Source organism: Streptomyces sp. NPDC046759 (genome assembly GCF_040645475.1).
Lineage (GTDB): Bacteria > Actinomycetota > Actinomycetes > Streptomycetales > Streptomycetaceae > Streptomyces.
The window spans coordinates 306,771-327,309 of the sequence record NZ_JBEYYJ010000001.1; the positions used below are offsets into that span (position 1 = coordinate 306,771).

Annotated in this window: 22 protein-coding genes, 1 tRNA gene and 1 pseudogene; 14 read left to right on the forward strand and 10 right to left on the reverse strand. The window is 72.5% G+C overall.

Annotation, left to right across the window (positions count from 1 at the left end; translation table 11 throughout):
* Positions 1 to 81 precede the first annotated feature (81 nt).
* The 5 genes from ABZ919_RS01405 (at position 82) to ABZ919_RS01425 (ending at position 3,373) form a co-directional block, all read left to right on the forward strand.
* A complete protein-coding gene (locus ABZ919_RS01405; RefSeq protein ID WP_361241008.1) occupies positions 82 to 891 on the forward strand; it encodes a lysophospholipase in 810 nt (269 codons plus the stop codon).
* A gap of 105 nt (positions 892 to 996) precedes the next feature.
* Positions 997 to 1,488: a DNA starvation/stationary phase protection protein gene (locus ABZ919_RS01410; RefSeq protein WP_361241011.1), complete on the forward strand. Its 492-nt coding sequence runs from the start codon at positions 997 to 999 to the stop codon at positions 1,486 to 1,488.
* Between the two features lie 29 nt (positions 1,489 to 1,517).
* A complete protein-coding gene (locus ABZ919_RS01415; protein ID WP_361241014.1) occupies positions 1,518 to 1,862 on the forward strand; it encodes a DUF3140 domain-containing protein in 345 nt (114 codons plus the stop codon).
* Positions 1,863 to 1,864: 2 nt separating this feature from the next.
* Positions 1,865 to 2,512 (forward strand): endonuclease, encoded by a 648-nt coding sequence (locus ABZ919_RS01420; RefSeq protein ID WP_361241017.1) that lies wholly within the window; start codon positions 1,865 to 1,867, stop codon positions 2,510 to 2,512.
* Positions 2,513 to 2,578: 66 nt separating this feature from the next.
* Positions 2,579 to 3,373, forward strand: a complete 795-nt coding sequence (locus tag ABZ919_RS01425) for an SAM-dependent methyltransferase (RefSeq protein ID WP_361241020.1) — start codon at positions 2,579 to 2,581, stop codon at positions 3,371 to 3,373.
* Between the two features lie 14 nt (positions 3,374 to 3,387).
* On the opposite strand, the gene ABZ919_RS01430 is transcribed toward ABZ919_RS01425, so the two are convergent.
* Positions 3,388 to 4,242 (reverse strand): Cof-type HAD-IIB family hydrolase, encoded by an 855-nt coding sequence (locus tag ABZ919_RS01430; RefSeq protein WP_361241023.1) that lies wholly within the window; start codon positions 4,240 to 4,242, stop codon positions 3,388 to 3,390.
* Positions 4,243 to 4,404: 162 nt separating this feature from the next.
* On the opposite strand from ABZ919_RS01430, the gene ABZ919_RS01435 reads away from it, so the two are divergent.
* From ABZ919_RS01435 to ABZ919_RS01465, 7 genes are all read left to right on the forward strand, one after another.
* The gene (locus ABZ919_RS01435) at positions 4,405 to 5,217 is read left to right on the forward strand and encodes an SAM-dependent methyltransferase (protein WP_361241026.1); all 813 of its coding nucleotides are present in this window, start codon (positions 4,405 to 4,407) and stop codon (positions 5,215 to 5,217) included.
* A 70-nt stretch (positions 5,218 to 5,287) separates the two neighbouring features.
* The gene (locus ABZ919_RS01440; RefSeq protein ID WP_361241028.1) at positions 5,288 to 6,691 is read left to right on the forward strand and encodes a glutamine synthetase family protein; all 1,404 of its coding nucleotides are present in this window, start codon (positions 5,288 to 5,290) and stop codon (positions 6,689 to 6,691) included.
* A gap of 1 nt (position 6,692) precedes the next feature.
* The gene (locus tag ABZ919_RS01445) at positions 6,693 to 7,868 is read left to right on the forward strand and encodes an amidohydrolase family protein (protein WP_361241031.1); all 1,176 of its coding nucleotides are present in this window, start codon (positions 6,693 to 6,695) and stop codon (positions 7,866 to 7,868) included.
* 16 nt (positions 7,869 to 7,884) lie between these two features.
* A complete protein-coding gene (locus tag ABZ919_RS01450) occupies positions 7,885 to 8,412 on the forward strand; it encodes an NUDIX hydrolase family protein (RefSeq protein ID WP_361241784.1) in 528 nt (175 codons plus the stop codon).
* Between the two features lie 183 nt (positions 8,413 to 8,595).
* A complete protein-coding gene (locus ABZ919_RS01455) occupies positions 8,596 to 9,390 on the forward strand; it encodes a hypothetical protein (protein WP_361241034.1) in 795 nt (264 codons plus the stop codon).
* Positions 9,391 to 9,602: 212 nt separating this feature from the next.
* Positions 9,603 to 10,880: a GAF domain-containing SpoIIE family protein phosphatase gene (locus ABZ919_RS01460; protein ID WP_361241786.1), complete on the forward strand. Its 1,278-nt coding sequence runs from the start codon at positions 9,603 to 9,605 to the stop codon at positions 10,878 to 10,880.
* Between the two features lie 160 nt (positions 10,881 to 11,040).
* On the forward strand, positions 11,041 to 12,093 hold the full coding sequence (locus ABZ919_RS01465) for an MASE1 domain-containing protein (protein ID WP_361241037.1): 1,053 nt from the start codon (positions 11,041 to 11,043) through the stop codon (positions 12,091 to 12,093).
* A 3-nt stretch (positions 12,094 to 12,096) separates the two neighbouring features.
* Here ABZ919_RS01465 and ABZ919_RS01470 read toward each other — a convergent pair.
* Positions 12,097 to 12,173: transfer RNA gene (locus tag ABZ919_RS01470), tRNA-Pro, on the reverse strand.
* 125 nt (positions 12,174 to 12,298) lie between these two features.
* On the opposite strand from ABZ919_RS01470, the gene ABZ919_RS01475 reads away from it, so the two are divergent.
* Together ABZ919_RS01475 and ABZ919_RS01480 are read left to right on the forward strand one after the other, a co-directional pair.
* A complete protein-coding gene (locus tag ABZ919_RS01475) occupies positions 12,299 to 13,006 on the forward strand; it encodes a transketolase (RefSeq protein WP_361241040.1) in 708 nt (235 codons plus the stop codon).
* 51 nt (positions 13,007 to 13,057) lie between these two features.
* Positions 13,058 to 13,972 (forward strand): transketolase C-terminal domain-containing protein, encoded by a 915-nt coding sequence (locus ABZ919_RS01480; RefSeq protein ID WP_361241042.1) that lies wholly within the window; start codon positions 13,058 to 13,060, stop codon positions 13,970 to 13,972.
* Positions 13,973 to 14,153: 181 nt separating this feature from the next.
* On the opposite strand, the pseudogene ABZ919_RS01485 reads toward ABZ919_RS01480, so the two are convergent.
* The 8 genes and pseudogenes from ABZ919_RS01485 to ABZ919_RS01520 all read right to left on the reverse strand — a co-directional run bounded on the left by ABZ919_RS01485 (position 14,154) and on the right by ABZ919_RS01520 (position 20,539).
* Positions 14,154 to 14,991 (reverse strand): annotated as a pseudogene (locus ABZ919_RS01485) (MFS transporter).
* 91 nt (positions 14,992 to 15,082) lie between these two features.
* Positions 15,083 to 15,442 (reverse strand): MmcQ/YjbR family DNA-binding protein, encoded by a 360-nt coding sequence (locus ABZ919_RS01490; protein ID WP_361241045.1) that lies wholly within the window; start codon positions 15,440 to 15,442, stop codon positions 15,083 to 15,085.
* A 97-nt stretch (positions 15,443 to 15,539) separates the two neighbouring features.
* Positions 15,540 to 16,457, reverse strand: a complete 918-nt coding sequence (locus ABZ919_RS01495; protein WP_361241048.1) for a LysR family transcriptional regulator — start codon at positions 16,455 to 16,457, stop codon at positions 15,540 to 15,542.
* Positions 16,458 to 16,488: 31 nt separating this feature from the next.
* Positions 16,489 to 17,688: a glycine C-acetyltransferase gene (locus ABZ919_RS01500; RefSeq protein WP_361241051.1), complete on the reverse strand. Its 1,200-nt coding sequence runs from the start codon at positions 17,686 to 17,688 to the stop codon at positions 16,489 to 16,491.
* Between the two features lie 49 nt (positions 17,689 to 17,737).
* A complete protein-coding gene (gene tdh, locus ABZ919_RS01505; RefSeq protein WP_361241054.1) occupies positions 17,738 to 18,766 on the reverse strand; it encodes an L-threonine 3-dehydrogenase in 1,029 nt (342 codons plus the stop codon).
* A 190-nt stretch (positions 18,767 to 18,956) separates the two neighbouring features.
* Positions 18,957 to 19,529 carry a GAF domain-containing protein gene (locus tag ABZ919_RS01510; RefSeq protein WP_361241057.1) on the reverse strand — a complete coding sequence of 191 codons (573 nt, stop codon included), beginning with the start codon at positions 19,527 to 19,529 and terminating at the stop codon, positions 18,957 to 18,959.
* A 61-nt stretch (positions 19,530 to 19,590) separates the two neighbouring features.
* Positions 19,591 to 20,190 carry an ATP/GTP-binding protein gene (locus ABZ919_RS01515; RefSeq protein ID WP_361241060.1) on the reverse strand — a complete coding sequence of 200 codons (600 nt, stop codon included), beginning with the start codon at positions 20,188 to 20,190 and terminating at the stop codon, positions 19,591 to 19,593.
* Positions 20,168 to 20,539 (reverse strand): DUF742 domain-containing protein, encoded by a 372-nt coding sequence (locus ABZ919_RS01520; protein ID WP_361241063.1) that lies wholly within the window; start codon positions 20,537 to 20,539, stop codon positions 20,168 to 20,170. Before ABZ919_RS01520 ends, ABZ919_RS01515 begins: the two co-directional genes overlap by 23 nt.

The window sequence follows — 20,539 nt, forward strand, 5'->3', positions numbered from 1 at the left end:
ACTGCTAGTTTTCGACTATAGACCTCCGACCCGCCCGCTGGGAAGATCCCCCGAGGCCCTACCACGTCACCCGGAGGAGACATGCCCCACGTCCGCGAGCACACCCTGGACGGCACCCACGGCCTCGTCGCCGTGCGTGAGTGGCCGCATCCGGCACCCAGGTACCTGGCCCTGGTGGTGCACGGATACGGCGAGCACGCGGGCCGGTACGACGAGCTGGCCGCCGTCCTCACCGGGCACGGGGCGGCCGTGTACGGGCCCGATCACACGGGCCACGGCCGCTCGGCCGGGGAACGGGCACTGATCGAGGACTTCGAGGACGTCGTCACCGATGTGCACGCGGCGGCGGACCTGGCCCGGGCCGCGCACCCCGGCCTGCCGCTCGTCCTGGCCGGACACTCCATGGGCGGGCTGATCGCTGCCCGCTACGCGCAGCGGTACGGCGCCGAACTGAGCGCACTGATCCTGTCCGGCCCGGTGATCGGCGCCTGGGAGCTGCCCGCCCGGCTGCTGGCCCTTCCGGAGATCCCGGACACCCCGGTCAGCCCGGCCGCGCTCTCCCGGGACCCGGCCGTCGGCGCCGCCTACGCCGCCGACCCGCTGGTGTGGCACGGGCCGATGAAACGGCCGACGGTGGAGGCGTTCGCGCGGACCCTCCGGACCGTCGAACAGGGCGGTGACGTCGGCCCGCTGCCGCTGCTGTGGCTGCACGGGGACGACGACCGGCTGGTGCCGCTGTCCGGCAGCCGGACCGGCGTCGAGCGGCTGGCCGGCTCCCGGCTGACCGAGCGCATCTTCCCCGGGGCACGCCACGAGGTGTTCCACGAGACGGACAGGAAAGAGGTCTTCGCGGAGGTGATCCGCTTCCTGGACCGGTCGCTGTTCCGCTGATCAGGGCTGTTTTGTTCGCCCGGGCGCGGGGCACCCGCCCTTTCGGACACGACGTACGCACCGGACGGAAGACGTACGCACCTGACGGAAGGGGACGGACACAGCATGACGGTGGTGAGGAGCACGCTGCCCGAGGAGGCGCTCGGTGTCACCGGGACCGCCCTGCAGGAGACCCTGGTCGACCTGCTCGGACTGTCGCTGGTCGGAAAGCAGGCGCACTGGAACATCGTGGGCCCGCGGTTCCGGTCGATCCACCTCCAGCTCGACGAGGTGGTCGCGGCGGCCCGCGCACACTCCGACACGGTCGCCGAGCGCGCCGCCGCGCTGGGCGTGCCCCCGGACGGCCGGCCCGAGACCGTCGCCGCGACCTTCGCGCTGCCCGGCGCCAAGGAGGGCTGGCTGCGCGACAACGAGGTGGTGGAGCTGATCGTCTCGGCGCTCGACGCGGCCGTCGGCCGGCTGCGCGAGCGGATCGCGGCCACGGAGAAGCCCGACCCGGTCACCCAGGACCTGCTGATCTCCATCACCGCGGACCTGGAGAAGCAGCGCTGGATGTTCGAGGCCGAGAACCACCCGGGCGACAACGCCTCCAGCTAGAACGACACCCCCGCACGGAAGGGGAAACCATGGCCGACGCCCTCGAACTCGACGCGCTGTGGGAGGACTTCCACCGCGTGGTGAACATGACCTCGGCGGAGCTCGCGGCCTGGCTCAGGGTCCGCGACGCCCACGAGCAGACCGAACCCCTGCCCGAGGACGCGGGCACGCCGACCGGACAGCATGTTCTCGCGATCCTCCAGAAGCGCCGCACCGACCTCACCGACGACGACGTCCGCCTGATGCACAGGGTCGTCGACACGGTCGCAGACCTGGTGGACATGGAGAACGAACCGGAGCCGGAGACGGCGCCCAAGGACACCCGGCGCCGGCACCGGCTGATGACGCTGGGCCACGATCCGCTCAAGCCGTAGCCGTGAACCGCGACGAACGGGTCCTGCACGAGCTGCTGTCCGCGCACGGGCAGACCTACGCCGAGGAGGCGGGCATCCGCCTCAAGGACGCCCCGCAGCCGTTGTACCGGCTGCTCGTGCTGGCCCTGCTGCTCAGCGCCCGGATCCGGGCCTCGGTCGCGGTGGCCGCCGCGCGGGAGCTGCACGAGGACCACCTCGACAGCCCGCGCCGCATGGCCGACGCCGACTGGCAGCAGCGGGTGGACGCGCTCGGCCGCGGCGGCTACCGGCGCTACGACGAGCGCACCGCCACCCAGCTCGGCGACGGGGCGGAGCTGTTGCTGGACCGCTGGGCCGGGGACCTGCGCCGGCTGCACGCGGAGGCGCACGGCGACACCGGCGAACTCAGGCGGCTCCTCCAGGAAGAACCGGGCATCGGCCCGGCCGGCGCCGACATCTTCCTGCGCGAGGTCCAGCGGGTGTGGCCCGAACTCGCGCCCCGCCTGGACGACAAGGCGCTCTCCGGGGCGCAGCGGCTCGGGCTGCCGAAGGACCCGGAGAAACTGACGCGGCTCGCCGGGAGGACCGAACCGGCCGTCCTGGCCGCCGCGTTGGTGCGCGCCGCGCTCGACAAGGGGGTGGTCGACGACTGTCTGCGCCGCGCGGCATGATCGTGTCAGACTGCCGCCCGCACGTCCCGGACGACCACCGGGACCAGCCGAGCGGAGGAGCAGCACGTGACGGGGACCGGGCCGGCCGCACAGCACATCGACACCACACGGCCGCATCCGGCCAGGGTGTACGACTGGTTCCTCGGCGGCAAGGACAACTACCCCGTCGACGAGCAACTGGGCCGCAGCATCACCGCGATCGACCAGGGAGCCGCACGGGCGGCGCGCGCCAACCGGGCGTTCATGCACCGCGCCACGCGCGCCCTCACCGAGGAGGGCATCCACCAGTTCCTGGACATCGGCACCGGCATTCCGACCGAGCCGAACCTGCACCAGATCGACCAGTCCGCGACGCCCGGCGCGCGAGTGGTCTACGTCGACAACGACCCGATCGTGCTGGCGCACGCGGGCGCGCTGCTGCGCGGCACACCCGAAGGCGTGACGGAGTACGTGCAGGCCGATGCCCGCGACCCGCGAGCCATCCTCGAACAGGCCGCCCACGTCCTGGACTTCGGCCGTCCGGTGGCCCTCTCGCTGATCGCGCTGCTGCACTTCGTCGCCGACGAGGACGGCGCCCACGAGCTCGTCTCGACGCTGGTCGACGCGCTGGCGCCGGGCAGCTTCCTGGTGCTGTCGACGATGACGGGCGACTTCGAACCGGAGAACGTCGAGAAGGGCATCGCCGCGTACGCCGCGGACGGAGTGACCCTGGTCGCGCGTTCCCGGGACGAGGTGGCCGCCTTCTTCCGGGGACTCCACCTCCTGGAGCCGGGTGTCGTGCCGGTGGACACCTGGCGCCACGAGGTCCCGGACGGCGCGGGACCGGTCTCGCTGTACGGCGCGGTGGGCCGCAAGCCCTGACAGCGGCCCCCGCCCTACAGGCCGAGGACGCGCGAGATGGTGCGCAGCACCCCGTTGTCGTTGTTGGACGGGGCGAGGTGGCGGGCCCGGCGGACGACCTCGGGATGGGCGTTGGCCATGGCGAAGGACCAGTCGGCGGCGTCGAGCATCTCCAGGTCGTTGAGGTAGTCGCCGAAGACCATGGTCTGCGCGGGCGTGATGCCGAGCGCCCGCTGCAGGCCGCGCAGCGCGGTGCCCTTGTCTGCGGTGCGGTTCATGACGTCCACCCAGTGCTCGCCGGAGACGACGACCCGGTGGGTGCCGGCGTACTCCGCGAGGGCCGGGGCGGTGGAGTGCTCGGCGGGCCCGAAGTCGAACAGCGCGACCTTGATCACATCGTCGTCGACGGCGGTGACGTCCTCGACGATCCGGTGCTCGACGTAGTACTTGCGCACCTCCGCCAGGAACGCCTCGTCATGGCGCTCGACGTACGCAGCCCGCTTGCCGCACACCACCGCGCCGACGTCCACGCCGTCCGCCGCCAGCCGCCGTACCGTCCGCGCGATCCCCGCGGCCACGGCCGGCCGGAGGGTGTCGCAGCTCAGCTCCACGCCGTCGCGGACCACATAGGTGCCGTTCTCCGCGATGAACACCATGCCCTCGGCGACCTCGGCGAACTGCCGGGCCAGGGTGGCGTACTGGCGGCCGCTGGCCGGGCTGAACAGCACTCCGCGCCGGCGCAGTTCCGCGAGCATCGGCCACAGGCCCTCGGGGATCCGCTTGGCGTCGTCCAGCAGCGTGCCGTCCATGTCGGTGACGATCAGCCGGATGTCGGCGGAGCCGGGGGGCGGGCTGGAAGGGGTCAGGAGGGGCGCGGGCGTGGCGGGCATGTGCTGCTTCCGGTCGGGGACGGCGTACCGGCCCAGTGTTCCTCATGCACGGATACGTCCTGAAGCCGCCCCGAACCGCCCACGGTGTGCGTTTCCCGGGACAGCGCGATCAGCCGGCGGCACAATGGCGGCGGAGGACCGCAACCTCAGAAGGGCGGCGACGTGACCGAGGGCCACACCCCGGCGGCCGGACCGGAGAAGCTCAACACCTCCGTGGCGCACAACGCCCGGGTCTGGAACTACTGGATCGGCGGCAAGGACAACTACGAGGTCGACCAGCGGGTCGGTGACCACGTCGCCGGGATGTTCCCGGTGATCCGGGCGGTGGCCCGCGCGGACCGGGAGTTCCTGGCCCGGACGGTCCGGTTCCTGACCGCCGAGCGCGGGTTGCGGCAGTTCCTGGACATCGGCACCGGACTGCCGACCGAGAACAACACCCACGAGGTCGCGCAGCGGATCGCTCCCGCGTCACGGATCGTGTACGTCGACAACGACCCGATCGTGCTGGTGCACGCCCGGTCGCTGCTCACCAGCTCCCCCGAGGGCGTCACGGACTACGTCGACGCCGATGTGCACGACCCGGACGGCATCCTGCTGCGCGCCGCCGAGACCCTGGACCTGAGCCGGCCGGTCGCGCTGATGATGCTGGGCATCCTCAACTTCGTCCTGGACACCGCCGAGGCCGGGGACATCGTGCGGCGGCTCATGACGGCGCTGCCCCCGGGCAGCCATCTCGTCCTCACCCACCCGACCTACGACGCCGACGTGGGCGGCGAGGGCAACATTGCGGCGATGGAGTTCTGGAACGCCAACGCCACCCCGCCGATCACCGCGCGCAGCCGCGCGGAGATCGCCGGCTTCCTGGCCGGCCTGGAGCTGGTCGAGCCGGGTCTGGTGCCCTGCTCGCAGTGGCGCGCCGGGCCGGCGTCCGCCGCCGCGGTGCCGCAGTTCGGCGCGGTGGCCGTGAAACCCTGACGCCCGGACCGGGCGGCCCGACGCCGACGACGACGTATGGCCGAGGAGGACGCATGGCCGAGGAGGACGCATGACCACCCTTGCCGACCCCGTGCCCGGCGGGCGCCCGGAGGATCTGCGCCGGGTCGCCGGACTCGTGGCGCGCCTCGCCGAGAAGAGCGTGCTCGGGATCGTGCTGGCCCACGTGGACACCGCGGGCGTCTGCCGGGTGAAGACGATCCCCACGGGACGGCTGGAGGCGGCCGTGTCCGGGGGTGTCGGCATGTCCCCGGTGTTCGACACCTTCCTCGCCGACGACTCGATCGTCACCACCGACGTCCTCGGCTCCCCCGACGGCGATCTCAGGCTCTATCCGGACCTTGACCAGCTGGTCACGCTGGCCGGGCAGCCGGGCTGGGCGTGGGCGCCGGTGGACCGGATCACCCAGGAGGGAGAGAGGCACCCCGGCTGTGCCCGGACCTTTCTGCGCCGGATCGCCGCCGATGCGGCCGAACGGCACGGCCTCGCCTTCAAGGCGGCGATCGAGGTCGAGTGGGCGGTCGGGCTCGGCTCGGCGCCCCCCGGCGAGTTCGTGCCGGCGGTGTCCGGCCCGGCGTACGGAGCGATCCGCCAGGTCGAGCTGAGCGACTACGCGGCCGATCTGCTGGCCGCGTTCGCCGCCCAGGAGGTGCACGTCGACCAGCTCCACCCCGAGTACGCTGCCGGGCAGTTCGAGGTGTCGACGAGCGCGCTGGACCCGGTGGCGGCGGCCGACCGCAGCGTGCTGGTCCGGCAGACGATCCGGGCGGTCGCCCAGCGGCACGGCCTGCGGGTGTCGTTCTCGCCGGCGGTGTTCGCCGAGGGCGTCGGCAACGGCGGCCACGTCCACCTGTCCTGCTGGCGCGACGGAGTGAACCTGCACGCCGGCGGCGAGCGCCGCTACGGAATGACCGCCGGGGCGGAATCGTTCGCGGCCGGGATCCTGGCACGCCTCCCCGCGCTGACCGCGGTCACCGCACCGAGTCCGGCCAGCTATCTGCGGCTCAAACCCTCCCAGTGGGCGGGGGTCTTCACCGCCTGGGGCCACGAAACCCGCGAGAGCGCGCTGCGGATGATCACCGGTACGGCGGGCCGCCAGGGGCAGGAGGCCAACCTGGAGGTGAAACCGGTCGACCTGGCCGCCAACCCCTACCTGGCCCTCGGCTGCCTCATCGCCGCCGGGCTCGACGGGCTCGAGTCGTCCCTCGTCCTGCCGGAGGAGATCACCGGCGACCCTGCGCGGTACGGCCCGGACGAAGCGGCGGCCCTCGGCGTGCGGCGGCTGCCGCGGTCGCTGCCGGAGGCTGCCCGGGAGTTCCGGGCCGACCAGGTGCTGCGGGCGGCGCTGGGCCCGGTCCTCGCGGACGCGGTGTCCGCCGTACGGCTCGGCGAGGCGGCGGCCGTCGAGGGTCTGGACGACGCACGGGTGGCGGCGGCCTACCGCTGGGTGTACTGACATGACCGCTCCGGGACCGGTCCACGAGGCCCTGGCCGGGCTGAGGCTGGTGGACCACCACTGCCACGGCGCCGTGACGGTCGACCTCGCGCCCGAGGAGTTCGCCGCCCTGCTGACCGAGGGCGCGTCCTGGCCCGGCGTCTCGCCCTTCGACACCCCCGCCGGCGTGGCGGTACGCCGCCACTGCGCACCCCTGCTGGACCTGCCCCGGCACGCGCCGCCGGCCGATTACGCGGCCCGCCGCTCGGCCCTCGGCCCGCAGGAGGTCAACCGCCGCTTCCTGCGCGCCGCGGGAGCCGGGGCGTTCCTCGTGGACACCGGCTATGCGCCGCACCCGCTGACCTCCCCCGCCGAGCTGGCGGAGGCCTCGGGGGCGGCCGCCCACGAGGTGGTCCGCCTGGAGCAGGTGGCGGAGGCGGTGGCCGGGCGGGGGGTCGAGCCGGGCGAGTACGCGGCCGCGTTCCGTACGGCCGCGCAGGAGGCCGTACGCCGGCCGGACGTGGTGGCGGTCAAGTCGGTGGCCGCCTACCGCACCGGCTTCGCCCTCGACCCGGCGCGCCCGGCGGACGCCGAGGTGACCGAGGCCGCCCGGCACTGGCTCGCGGACGGCGGACGCCTCACCGATCCGGTCCTGGTACGGCATCTGCTGTGGACCGCCGTGGACCTCGGCCTCCCCCTGCAGCTGCACACCGGCTTCGGCGACGCCGACCTGTGGCTGCACCACGCCGATCCGGCCCTGCTCACCGACTGGCTGCGCCTGGTCTCCGGCACGGTCCCGGTCCTGCTGCTGCACTGCTGGCCCTACCACCGCCAGGCCGCCTACCTGGCCGCGGTGTTCGAGCGGGTGTACCTGGACGTGGGCCTCGCCCTGCACCACACGGGCCCGGCCCGTTGCCGGGCGGTGCTGGAGGAGGCGCTGGAGATCACCCCGTTCCGGAAGCTGCTGTACAGCTCCGACGCCTACGGGGTGGCCGAATTCCACCACCTCGGCGCCCTGTGCTTCCGGCAGGGGATGGCCGATCTGCTGCAGGCGCGCGTCGACGCCGACGAGCTGAGCCTGCCCGACGCCCTGCGGATCGCCGCCTGGACCGGCCGCGACAACGCCCTGCGCCTTTACGGTCCGCCCGTATCCCATCCGGCCCGCGACCCCAGCGCGCGCCCCGCCCGGAAAGTATGATCAAGCAATGTCTGACATGACCGAGACGACGCCCGGCTGGCTGACCACGGACGAGCTGGAAATGGCCAGGGCCCGGATGCCGATCCTGTACGTCGAGGCCGTACCCGTGCGCGTGGACGACAGCGGTGAAGTCACCAGCATCGGACTGCTGCTGCGGATGGGCCCGGAGGGGACGGTCAGCCGGACGCTGGTCTCCGGCCGCGTGCTGCACCACGAGCGGGTCCGCGACGCGCTGCTGCGGCACCTGGAGAAGGACCTCGGCCCGGTCGCGCTTCCCCGGGTCCCGCCGTCCCTTCAGCCGTTCACCGTCGCGGAGTACTTCCCGACGGCCGGGATCACGCCGTTCCACGACCCGCGGCAGCACGCGGTGTCCCTCGCCTACATCGTCCCGGTCACGGGCGACTGCCGCCCCCGGCAGGACGCGCTGGACCTGGTCTGGTTCAGCCCGCAGGAGGCCGGCTCCCCGGCCGTGCAGAGCGAGATGCCGGGCGGGCACGGGATGCTGCTGAAGCAGGCCCTGGCACACGTGGGTCTGGCGTTCTGACGCCGGCGGCCGCCTGACCCGCCTGTCTATCGGGCCGGTCAGGCCGCCGACCAGGGGTTTCCGTGATGTGTTCAGGTTGTGTTCAGGTTCACGGCGACCCATGGCAACAGCTGCACCAGAAGCCCCAAAACAATGGCAAAGGGGGCTGGGGCTGCGACAGTTGGGCGTGCGAGGGTGCGAGCCATGAGCACAGAGCACGTCCTGGACGACCGGCCCAGCGCGCAAGCCCGCGCGCGCATACGCGAGAGCGCGAACAAGGTGCCGGAGGTCACCGTCTATTTCTGGATCATCAAGGTCCTCACCACCGGCATGGGCGAGACCGCCTCCGACTTCCTGGGCCATACGCTGGGCCCGATCCCGGCGGTCGGCCTCGGCGGTCTCGCGTTCGCGGCGTCGCTCGTGCTCCAGTTCGCGGTCCGCAAGTACGTGCCCTGGATCTACTGGACGGCGATCGTCATGGTCAGCGTGTTCGGCACGATGGCCGCGGATGCGCTCCACGTCATCCTCGGCGTCCCGTACACGCTGTCCACCCCGCTGTTCATGATCGCCCTGGCCGCCGTCTTCGCGCTCTGGTACGCGTCCGAGCGCACCCTGTCCATCCACTCCATCCGCACCCGGCGCCGCGAGTTCTTCTACTGGGCGGCCGTCCTCGCGACCTTCGCGCTGGGCACCGCCGCCGGTGACCTCACCGCGACGATCGGCCTCGGCTACCTGGGCTCCGTCGTCCTGTTCGCCGTGGCGATCTGCGTCCCGGCCGTCACCCACCGCACCGGCCTGCTGGGCGCGGTGACCGCGTTCTGGACGGCGTACGTCATCACCCGCCCGCTCGGCGCGTCCCTCGCCGACTGGATGGCCCTGCCGGCGAGGCGCGGCGGCCTGGCCTGGGGGCTGGGACCGGTGACGCTGTCCTGGACCGTGGCGATCGTCGGCTTCGTGGCGTTCCTGGCGGTGTCGCGGCGGGACGTGCGCACCGTCTGAAGCCCCCTGCGACGGGCGGCCGCCTCGCCGGCCAGCGCCGGCGAGGCGGCCGCCGCGGTCTCCCCGGGTGGCGGGCGGCCGTGGAGTGGTGGACGTTTGTGCTGACGGGCCGTGTCACGCCGTCGTCTCGTGACGGGCCGCGTCAGGAGGCCGCCATGGCCGGACAGAAGGCGGGCGGACGGCCGAGTCGGCCGTACCCCCCCGACCTGCACATGCGCCTGCGTTCCGAGCTGGGCCGGATCGACGACCAGCTGCGCTCCCTGCTGTCCTCCATGGACCGGCTGCAGGGCCTGCTGGATGCGGTGGTGGCCATCAGCCGGGAGGTGGAACTGCCCGCGGTGCTGCACCGTATCGTGACGACCGCCATGGACCTGGTCGGCGCCCGCTACGGGGCCCTCGGCGTGCTCGACGAGTCCGCGGAACGGCTGGAGCAGTTCATCGCGGCCGGACTGTCCGACCCCGAACGCGATGCTCTGACGAAGGCCGGACTGCCGCGTGGGCTGGGTGTCCTCGGCCACCTGATCCGCTACCCCGAACCCCTGCGGATCGACGACATCCAGTCCCATCCCGCCTCCGCCGGTTTCCCGGCCGGCCACCCGTACATGCGCACCCTGCTCGGTGTCGCCATCACCGTGCGCGGCGAGATCTACGGTGACCTCTACCTCTCCGAGCGGCACGACGGACAGCCGTTCGACGTCCACGACGAGAACGTCGTCATCGCCCTGGCCAGCGCCGCCGGCATCGCGATCGAGAACGTCCGCCTGTTCGAACGAATTCGTGTGGGAGCCGAGCAGTTCCAGCGGCTGCTGCTCCCGACACTGCCCGACCTGCGGCCGTTCACCGCCGCCGCCATCTACCGGCCCGCCGCCGAGCCCAGTCAGCTCGGCGGGGACTGGTACGACGCCATCCCCCTGCCCGACGACGTCGTGGCGGTCGTCATCGGCGACGTGGGCGGCCACGATCTGCATGCCGCGGCCACCATGGCCGCCACCCGCAACATGATGCGCGCTCTCGTGTTCGACCAGAGCAGTCCGCCCGGCGCGGTCCTGGCCCAGCTCGACCAGACCCTGGAGACGGTCAGCAACAGCCGCGTCACGACCACCACGCTCGCCCGCATCGAACCCCAGGCCCCGGGTTGGCGGCTGCGCTGGAGCACCGCGGGCCACGTCCCGCCCCTGCTGGTCACCCGCGAGCGTCACGTCGTCTATCTGCTCGCCGAGCCCGGACTGCCGCTCGGCGTCGACACCAGCCAGCCCCGCCCGGACCACTCCCGCTTCCTGCCCCCGGGCGCCACCGTCGTCTTCTTCACCGACGGTCTGATCGAGCATCCCGCCCACCCCATCGACGAGAGCCTGAACGAGCTCGCCGCTCTCGCCGCCGTCCATGCCGCCCTCCCGCTCCCCGAGTTCGTGTCGGCACTGGCGGATCACCATCCCAGCGACGGTCACGACGACATGGCCATCCTCGCCCTGCGCACCCCGCCCCCCTGACCCCCGAGACGTCCCATCCCCCGCCGCTGAGCCGCCGGGTGCCGTCACCCCCGGGGCTCAGCCGGCCGCGGAGGGGCGTCCCCGCTCAGCGGTGCCGTGGAGGATCCGGGGAATCCGGCGGATGATGGGTGCGGGGCGATGTCGGTACGGAGGTCGCCCGATGGCTGTGGCGCGGCATCAAGGACTCCGGCGCAGTGGACCGGCGGTCCTGGAGATGTGTGCCCTCGCCGCGCTGTACTACGGCTCGGCCCGGCTGGGCCTGCTCCAGCAGCTGGTCCGCGGCCAGGTCACCCCGCTGTGGCCGCCGAGCGGCATCGCGGTGGCGGGCCTGCTCCTGCGCGGCCCCCGGATCTGGCCCGGCATCGCGCTCGGCGCGTTCCTGGTGAACATCGCGCTGGGGCCGTCGCTCCCGGCCGTGCTCGCCATCGCGGCGGGAAACACCCTCGCGCCCGTCTGTTCCTACCTGCTGCTCCGCCGTGCGGGCTTCCGCGAGCAGCTGGACCGGCTGTGGGACGCGCTCGCACTGATCTTCCTCGGCGCGTTCACCGGAATGCTGGTCAGCGCGACGACGGGCACCGGGACGCTGGCCCTCGCCGGAGTGCTGCGCCCCGGCGACTTCTGGCCGACGTGGTCGGTCTGGTGGACCGGAGACGCGATGGGCGTCCTGGTGGTCACGCCGGTGCTGCTCGTCCTCCGCACGGCACACCGGCCGAAGAACGCGCCCCCGTACCGGTGGGCGGAAGCGTTGCTGCTGGCGGCTGGCACGGCCGCGGTGGGACTCCTCGTGACCAGCCACATTCCGCTGCTGTTCATCGGTTTCCCGCTGCTGATCTGGGCGGCCTTCCGCTTCCAGCTGGCCGGGGCCGCGCCCTGCGCGCTGGCCGTGTCGATCTTCGCCGTCATCGCCGGTGGCGAGAGATCGGGACCGTTCGCCGGTCACGACCTGCTCACCGAAATGATCACCCTGCAGGCCTTCAACGGTTCGACCGCGCTGACCGCACTGCTGCTGTCGTCCGTGGTCAGCGAGCGGAACGAGGCGCAGCGGGAGATCGCGCGGGCCTGCGGGCAGCTCGCGGCGATGGCCGCGAGGATCGCCACCGGCGACCACCGCCCGATGCTTGCGCACGCGGAGCGCGAGCAGGACGGCGATGCCGCGCAGACGCGAGAAAGGCCGTCCCCTCATCCTGAGAAGACGGCCTCCGACCGGCAATGAAGCTGGTCGGGACGACAGGATTTGAACCTGCGACCCCTTGACCCCCAGTCAAGTGCGCTACCAAGCTGCGCCACGTCCCGGTGCGGTTTGACCTGGGGTTTCCCCGGTCGAAACGCGCAGAGAAACCATACCGCACTCCGCTCGGTGATCGCGCACCACTTTCCCCGTTGACCTCAAGTTCGGTTGAGGTTGCACGCTCTTTCCCATGAAGATCGCAGCGGACGAAAGCCGCACGTACGGGTACGCCGACCTGCCCGGCCTGATGGGGCTCATGACCGGCGACGAGAAGCACGGCCCGGCGGCCACCTCCACCCTCGACGTGCTGTGGGTGCTCTACGACCGGGTGCTCCGGGTGACGCCGGACCGGCGGGACGATCCGGCCCGGGACCGGTTCCTGCTGAGCAAGGGGCACGGGCCCATGGCGTACTACGCGGTGCTGGCCGCGAAGGGCTTCGTGCCGGTGGACTGGCTGCCCGGCTTCGGGTCGTACGACTCCCCGCTCGGACACCACCCCGACCGGGTGCTGGTGCCGGGCGCCGAGATCGGCAGCGGCTCGCTCGGGCACGGGCTGCCGATCGCGGTGGGCAGCGCGCTGGGGCTGCGGGCGCAGGGCCTGCACGATCCGGCGGTCTGGGTGCTGACCGGGGACGCCGAGCTGGACGAGGGCAGCAACCACGAGGCGATCGCCTTCGCCGGACCGGCCGGCCTGGAACGGCTGCACACCGTCGTCGTCGACAACTCCTCCGCCAGTCACGCCCTGCCCGGCGGGATCGCCGCCCGGTTCGAGGCGGCGGGCTGGTCGGCGGTCACCGTCGACGGGCGCGACCACGAGGCCCTGTACGCCGCGTTCACCGCTCCTCACCCGGGACGGCCGCACGTCGTCGTGGCCCGCGTCGAACCGAAGACCGCCTGACGCCTCCCCTGCCCTCCCTCCCCCACATCCGACTGGAAAGGGTCCTTTGTCGTGGACACCATGCGTGACCGTTTCGCCCCCGTCGTCTCCCGGCTGCTGGACGAGGACCCGCGCGTCGCGGTGGTCCTCGCCGAGATCGGCAAGGACGGCTTCCGCGAGGCCATGGCCCGGCATCCCGACCGTGTCGTCAACGTCGGCATCCGCGAGCAGCTCCTGGTCGGGGCGGCGGCGGGACTGGCACTGACCGGAATGCGGCCCGTGGTGCACACCTTCGCCAGCTTCCTCGTGGAGCGGCCGTTCGAGCAGGTCAAGCTGGATCTCGGGCATCAGAACGCCGGGGCGGTGCTGGTGAGCGCGGCCGCCTCCTTCGACTGGCCGGCCGGCGGCTACACGCACATGTCCCCGGGTGATGTGGCGCTCCTCGACACCCTGGACGGCTGGACCGTGCATGTGCCCGGGCACCCCGACGAGGCCGAGACCCTGCTGCACCACGCGGTCGCCGCCGGCGACGACAAGGTCTACGTCCGGCTGTCCGTACAGGCCAACCGGCAGGGGCGGGTGATCGACGGCAAGCACTTCGTCACCCTCCGCGAGGGCCGCCGCGGTGTGGTCGTCGCCGTGGGCCCGATGCTGGAGGCGGTCCTCGACGCCACCGAGGGCCTGGACGTGACCGTGCTGTACGCGACGACCGTACGGCCCTTCGACGCGGCGGGACTGCGCCGGGCCACGGAGGCGTCGGGCACCGACGTCGTCCTGGTCGAGCCGTATCTCGCGGGCACCTCGGGGACCGAGGTGAGCAAGGCGCTCTCGGACCTGCCGCACCGGGTGCTGGCCCTCGGCGTGGGCCGCCGCGAGCTGCGCCGCTACGGGACGATCGAGGAGCACGCGGCCGCGCACGGGCTGGACCCGGCGGCCCTGCGGGAACGGATCACGCGGTTCGTGGCGCCCACCCGCCGGGCCGATTGAGCGCCGTGCGCGACTGCCGGATGCACAAGGGCTGATCGCACAGTTGCCCGCGCCCCTGGGCACAGGCGGCAACCCGCCGTCGTCGGCAGGCCTCCCCCCGCCCGCCACCAGCACGGGCCGTGCAGCAACACAGGGGAGCGGCACAGAACACCTGGACAGGGCACCCGGACGGGCGCCGCCGTCAGTGCGCGGGCGTGCTCGCGTCGGCGCGCACCAGATTCCGTATCGCGGGCACCGCGAGCAGGGCCACGGCGACGGCCAGGCTGGTCGCGGCGGAGATCAGCAGGACGTGACCGGCGCCGAGCGCTCCGGCCGCCGGGCCCGCGAGGGCCTGGCCCACCGGCATCATGGCGAGGGAGCCCGCCACGTCGTAGGCGTGGATGCGGTTGAGGACGTCGGGCGTGACCTGGGTCTGCACGCTGGTCGCCCACAGGTGGCGGCGTGCGCGGCGAACAGAACACCCCGCCGGGCGAGGCGAAGCCCATCAGGAGGCCGGCGACGGCCGGGCCGGCGAGCTGGGCGGCTGACTCGGCGATCCGGATCGCGCCGTTGGCGCCCTGGATGTCGGCGGCCAGCCGGGGCACCGTCCTGGCCACGCCCGGCTGGAACACCGCTCCCGCCACACCGTTGAGGAATCCGATCGCGCAGATCTGCCACAGCACCACATGCCCGGCGAAGAACAGGCTCGCGGCGAGGGACTGGGTGACGAGCCGGACCAGATCGGCGCCGGTCATCAGCCGGCGGGTGCTGAACCGGTCGGCGACGACCCCGCCGAAGACGGCGAGACCGGCGAACGCCGCCGCCGTGGAAGCCATCGCGAGACCGACCGCGCCCGCACCGTACCCGTGCTCCAGCAGCCCGGCGGCGAGGGCCACGGGCAGCATGGTGTCGCCGAGGCGGGCGACGGCCCGGGCCACGAAGAACAGGGCGAAGCCGCGGGACCAGACGGCCCGCGCGCCGGCCTCGGCCGTGCTCCTGCCCTGTGGGGCGGTGTCCCGCCGTGCGCCGGTTCCCGTCATCGCCGATGCCCCTCCCCGCCGCCCCACCGTGCCACGTCCCTCCCGCGCCGCGCGGGATCATGCCACGCCCGCGGCCGCGCGGGGGAAGTGTTCACTCCGCGGGCGGCACCCCCAACTCGGGGTGGGCGTCCAGGAGCCGGGGCGGGGCGGCCTGCCGCCAGGAATCGGCGAGGATGTCACACAGCTCGTCCTCGTCCTCCAGCGCGGCGAGCCGTGCTCTGACCCATGCGAACTGGGACTCGTGGTCGGCGATCCAGAACTTCTCCGGCTCGGCCGCCACCAGTTCGTCGCGCTCCTCCTTGGGACAGCGCACGGCGATGGACGTCTCCTCCTCGGGCAGGGTCGCGAACATCTTCCCGGCCACCCGGAACGTGGGCATGCTCCAGGCGATCTTCTCCGTGGTGTCCGGCAGGGACAGCGCGATACGGCGTACGTCTTCGGCATCCGGCATGCAACGCACCGTAGCCCGTGCCACTGACAGCCGGCCGCCGAGCCGCTCGCAGGAGAGCGTCGTCGGCCTCGGCTCCCCTGCGTCACTCGCCGCGTCGTCAGGAGGCGGCGGCCGACGCCTGCGCGGCCTCGTCCAGCGCCTGCAGCACCGGGCGGATCAGCGGGTGCCCCTCCGCCCCGCGCCGTACGGCGGCGAAGACACGGCGGGTCGGGGCCACCCCGTCGACGGGCCGTACGACGACACCGGTGAGGTCCATCCCGTTCAGCGCGGAGCGCGGTACGAGGGCCACGCCCGCGTCGGCCGAGGCGAGGGCGACGACGGCGCGGAAGTCGTCGGAGGAGTGTTCCAGCCGGGGCTGGAAGCCGGCGTTCTCGCAGGCCAGGACGACCACGTCATGGCAGGGGTTGCCGGGGTAAGGGCCGATCCAGGGGTCCTTGGCGAGCTCGGCGAGGGGGACCTCGGCGGCGTCGGCGAGGCGGTGCCCGACGGGTACCACGGCGTCGAACGGCTCGGCGTAGAGCGGGACATGGGTGAGCCGGGGGTCGTCGGCGGACGGGGCGCCCCGGTACTCCACGGCGACCGCCACGTCGACCTGCCGGTCCAGCACCATGGGCAGGCTCTCGTCGCCCTCGGCGTCCTGGACCCGGATGCGGATGCCCGGTGCGGTCTCCGCGAGCCGGGCCACGGCCGGCGCGACGACCTGGGCGATGCCGGTCGCGAAAGCGGCCACGGTGACGGTGCCCGCCTCGCCCGAGCCGTAGGCGGCCAGCTCCGCCTCGGCCCGCTCCAGCTGGGCGAGGACCACGTTGGTGTGGCTGAGCAGGATCTCACCGGCCGCGGTGAGCCGTACGCCCTTGGCGCCGCGCTCGACCAGCCGGTGGCCGGTCTCCTGCTCCAGGGCCGTCAGCTGCTGGGAGACGGCCGAGGGGGTGAGATAGAGCGCGGCGGCTGCCGCCGTGACCGTGCGGTGGTCGGCCACCGCACGGAGGATGTGGAGCCGCCGTGCCTCGATCATGCGGTCAAGTATCTCAAGCCGTCGGGGCTGGTCAGGCCTCCAGCTCGGCGCGGGCCGCGACGAACGCGTCGACGGCGCGGTCGACGTCGGCCGTGGAGTGCGCGGCGGACAGCTGGACGCGGATGCGCGCCTGGCCCTGCGGGACGACCGGGTAGGAGAAACCGATCACGTAGACCCCGCGCTCCAGCAGCAGTTCGGCCATCCGGCCCGCCTTCGAGGCGTCACCGATCATGACGGGCGCGATGGCGTGGTCGCCGGGGAGGACGTCGAAGCCCTCCTCGGTCATCCGGCGGCGGAACAGCGCGGTGTTCTCGCCCAGCCGGACGCGCAGGTCGTCGGCGGACTCCAGCAGGTCGAGGACCTTCAGGGAGGCGGCGGCGATCACCGGGGCGAGGGTGTTGGAGAACAGGTACGGGCGCGAGCGCTGGCGCAGCAGGGCGACGATCTCGGCGCGGGCGGCCACGTAGCCGCCGGAGGCGCCGCCGAGGGCCTTGCCCAGGGTGCCGGTGACGATGTCGACGCGGTCCATGACGCCGTGCAGCTCGGGCGTGCCGCGGCCGGTGGGGCCGACGAAGCCGACGGCGTGCGAGTCGTCGACCATGACCATCGCGTCGTAGCGGTCGGCGACGTCGCAGATCTCGCGCAGCGGGGCCACGTAGCCGTCCATGGAGAACACGCCGTCGGTGACGATCAGCTTGCGCCGGGCGCCGCCCTCGGTGGCCTCCTTGAGCCTGGCCTCCAGGTCCGCGAGGTCGCGGTTGGCGTAGCGGAGGCGGCGGGCCTTGGACAGGCGGATGCCGTCGATGATGGAGGCGTGGTTGAGGGCGTCGGAGATGACCGCGTCCTGCTCGCCGAGCAGGGTCTCGAAGACACCGCCGTTGGCGTCGAAGCAGGAGGAGTACAGGATCGTGTCCTCCTGGCCGAGGAACGCCGAGAGGCGGCCCTCCAGCTCCTTGTGGACCTCCTGGGTGCCGCAGATGAAGCGGACCGAGGCCATGCCGTAGCCCCAGCGGTCCAGGGCCTCGTGGGCGGCGGCGATCACCTCGGGGTGGTCGGCGAGGCCCAGGTAGTTGTTGGCGCAGAAGTTGAGGACCTCGCCGGGGCGGCCGCCGGAGGTGACGTTGACGGTCGCGGACTGCGGGGTGCCGATGACCCGCTCGGGCTTGTGCAGGCCGGCGGCGCGGATCTCGTCGAGGGTGGCGCGCAGGTCGTCGCGGACGGTGTCGAACATGGGGGCTCTCCTGAAAGTGCTGACGGTACGAGGGAGTTGCGCGTCCGGCTTATGCGGTCCAGTCCAGGATGACCTTGCCGCCCTTGCCGCTCGCCGCGTCGTCGAACGCGGCCTCGAAGTCGCGGTAGCCGTACCGCCCGGTGATCACGGGGGCGAGGTCCAGGCCGCTCTCCAGCAGCACCGACATCGCGTACCAGGTCTCGAACATCTCGCGGCCGTAGATGCCCTTGATCGTGATCATGGAGGTGACGATCCGGGCCCAGTCGACCGCGAACTCCTGCGCCGGCAGGCCCAGCATGGCGATACGGCCGCCGTGCGTCATGTTAGCGATCATGTCCCGCATGGCCTCGGGCCGGCCGGACATCTCCAGACCGATGTCGAAGCCCTCGCGCAGCCCCAGCTCGCGCTGGCCGTCGGCGATGGTGGTCTCGGCGACGTTCAGGGCGAGGCTCACCCCTGTCTTGCGGGCCAGCTCCAGGCGCTCCTCGCTGACGTCGGTGATGACGACGTTGCGGGCGCCCGCGTGCCGCGCCACGGCGGCGGCCATCAGGCCGATCGGCCCGGCACCGGTGATCAGGACGTCCTCGCCGACCAGCGGGAAGGACAGCGCGGTGTGCACGGCGTTGCCGAAGGGGTCGAAGATCGCGGCGACGTCGAGGTCGACGGGGACGCGGTGGACCCACACGTTGCTCGCGGGGAGGGCGACGTACTCGGCGAAGGCGCCGTCGCGTCCGACACCGAGGCCGACGGTGGCCCGGCACAGGTGCCGGCGGCCGGCCAGACAGTTGCGGCACTTGCCGCACACCAGATGCCCCTCGCCGCTGACCCGGTCCCCGATGCGGATGTCGGTCACGTCGCGCCCGGTCTCCACGACCTGTCCGACGAACTCGTGCCCGACCACGAGCGGGGTGCTGATCGCCTGCTGCGCCCAGCCGTCCCAGGCCCGGATGTGCAGGTCGGTGCCGCAGATACCGGTCCGCATGACCTTGATCAGTACGTCACCGGGCCCGATCTCCGGCTCCGGGACGTCCGTCAGCCAGAGTCCCGGCTCCGCCTTCTCCTTGACCAGCGCCTTCAACGCTTCGGCTCCTGTGGGGTGAGGTCCCGGCCCGCGGGCAGACGTAAGGAGCCCGCACCGGGTCAGAGGGGTGGAATCACCCTGCAATCTGCCGTATGCGTGGGCCGCGGGTCCATCGAGCTTTTCTTAACCACCGCCACAGCTTTGCTTCACGCCCCTTGTGCCGCCTGGGCGAGCGGGCTGTCGCACGTCACAGCGGCAATCCGTCCTCGGCGCTTCGTTCGAGGCGTACGACGAGGTCGGCGGCCAGCGCCTTGATCGTGTCCAGACCCGACCGGCCCCAGGCCCGGGGTTCGGTGTCGGCAGCGCACACGGTGCCGAGCGCCATGCCGTAGCTGTCGATGAGGGGGGCGCCGAGGTAGGAGCGGATGCCGTACTCGTCCACGACCGGATTCCCGGCGAACCGCGGATAGTCGCGGACGTCCTCGAGCACCAGCGCCTTGCGGCGGACCACCACATGGGGGCAGAACCCGTGCTCCCGCGGCAGGGCCCGGCCGAACTCCGCCCTGCTGCCGTCCTCCCGGAGCAGCGGCACGGCGGGCACCCGCAGGCCCGCGAAGAACTGGTGGTCCTCGCCGATGAAGTTGACCATGGTGTACGCCGCGCCGGTGAGCTGGGCCAGATGGTCCGCGAAGGCGTCCAGCGCGGGGTCGGGACGGTCCACGAGACCGAGCAGGCGCAGTCGGTGGACCCGGGCCGGGGCCTCCTTGTCCTCGGGGGTGAGCAGCAGACCCCGGACCGGCCGGGGCGGCTCGTAGGTCATGGCCTGGCTCCAGCGCTGTGGGCGTGCCTCATATAGGGACTCCGTGGGCGGTAGTGCGGGATCACATGTGGGCGCCATGGCTCGGCGCGGGCGCCGGGGCGTGGGCGAGGAGGTGGCGTACGAGAGTGAGCAGCGTCTGCACGCCGGAGCTGGAGATCCGGGCGTCGCACCGGACGACGGGGACCTCCGGGTCCAGGTCGATGGCGGCACGCACCTCCTCGGGGTCGTAGCGGTAGCCGCCGTCGAAATCGTTGATGGCGACGATGAAGGCGAGTCCGCGTTCCTCGAAGAAGTCCACGGCCGCGAAGCAGTCCTGCAGGCGGCGGGTGTCGGCGAGGATCACCGCGCCGAGTGCGCCCTCGGACAGTTCGTCCCACATGAACCAGAACCGCTCCTGCCCCGGCGTGCCGAACAGGTACAGCACATGCTCCGGATCGAGGGTGATCCGGCCGAAGTCCATGGCGACCGTCGTCTCCATCTTGTTCTCGACGCCGTCGAGACTGTCCGTGCCGATGCTGACCGTGGTGAGCAGCTCCTCCGTGCTGAGCGGCGCGATCTCGCTGACCGCGCCCACGAAGGTCGTCTTGCCGACCCCGAACCCGCCGGCCACCAGGATCTTCAGCGCGGTGGGGAACGGGTCAGAGCTGTCGTCGTAGTCCATCGAGCACTGCCTCCAGCAGAGACCGGTCAGTGGGTGTGTGGTGGAAAGCGGGGGGCTTGGTGGTCAGCGCCCCGCAGTCGACGAGGTCCGAGAGCAGCACCTTGGTGACCACCGCGGGCAGTTTCAGTTGCGCGGCGAGCTCGGCGACCGAGACGGGGCCCCGGCTCAGGCCGAGCGCCTGGGCGTGCTCGGGCCCGAGATAGCCGAGTGGGGTCACGCCGGTGGCCATCACCTGCGACATCAGGTCCAGTGCAACGCTGGGCTTGGTACGTCCGTTGCTGACCGTGAACGGGCGCACCAGCCGTCCGGCCGCGTCGTCCAGCCAGGGGCCGTCGCCGGCTGCGGCCAC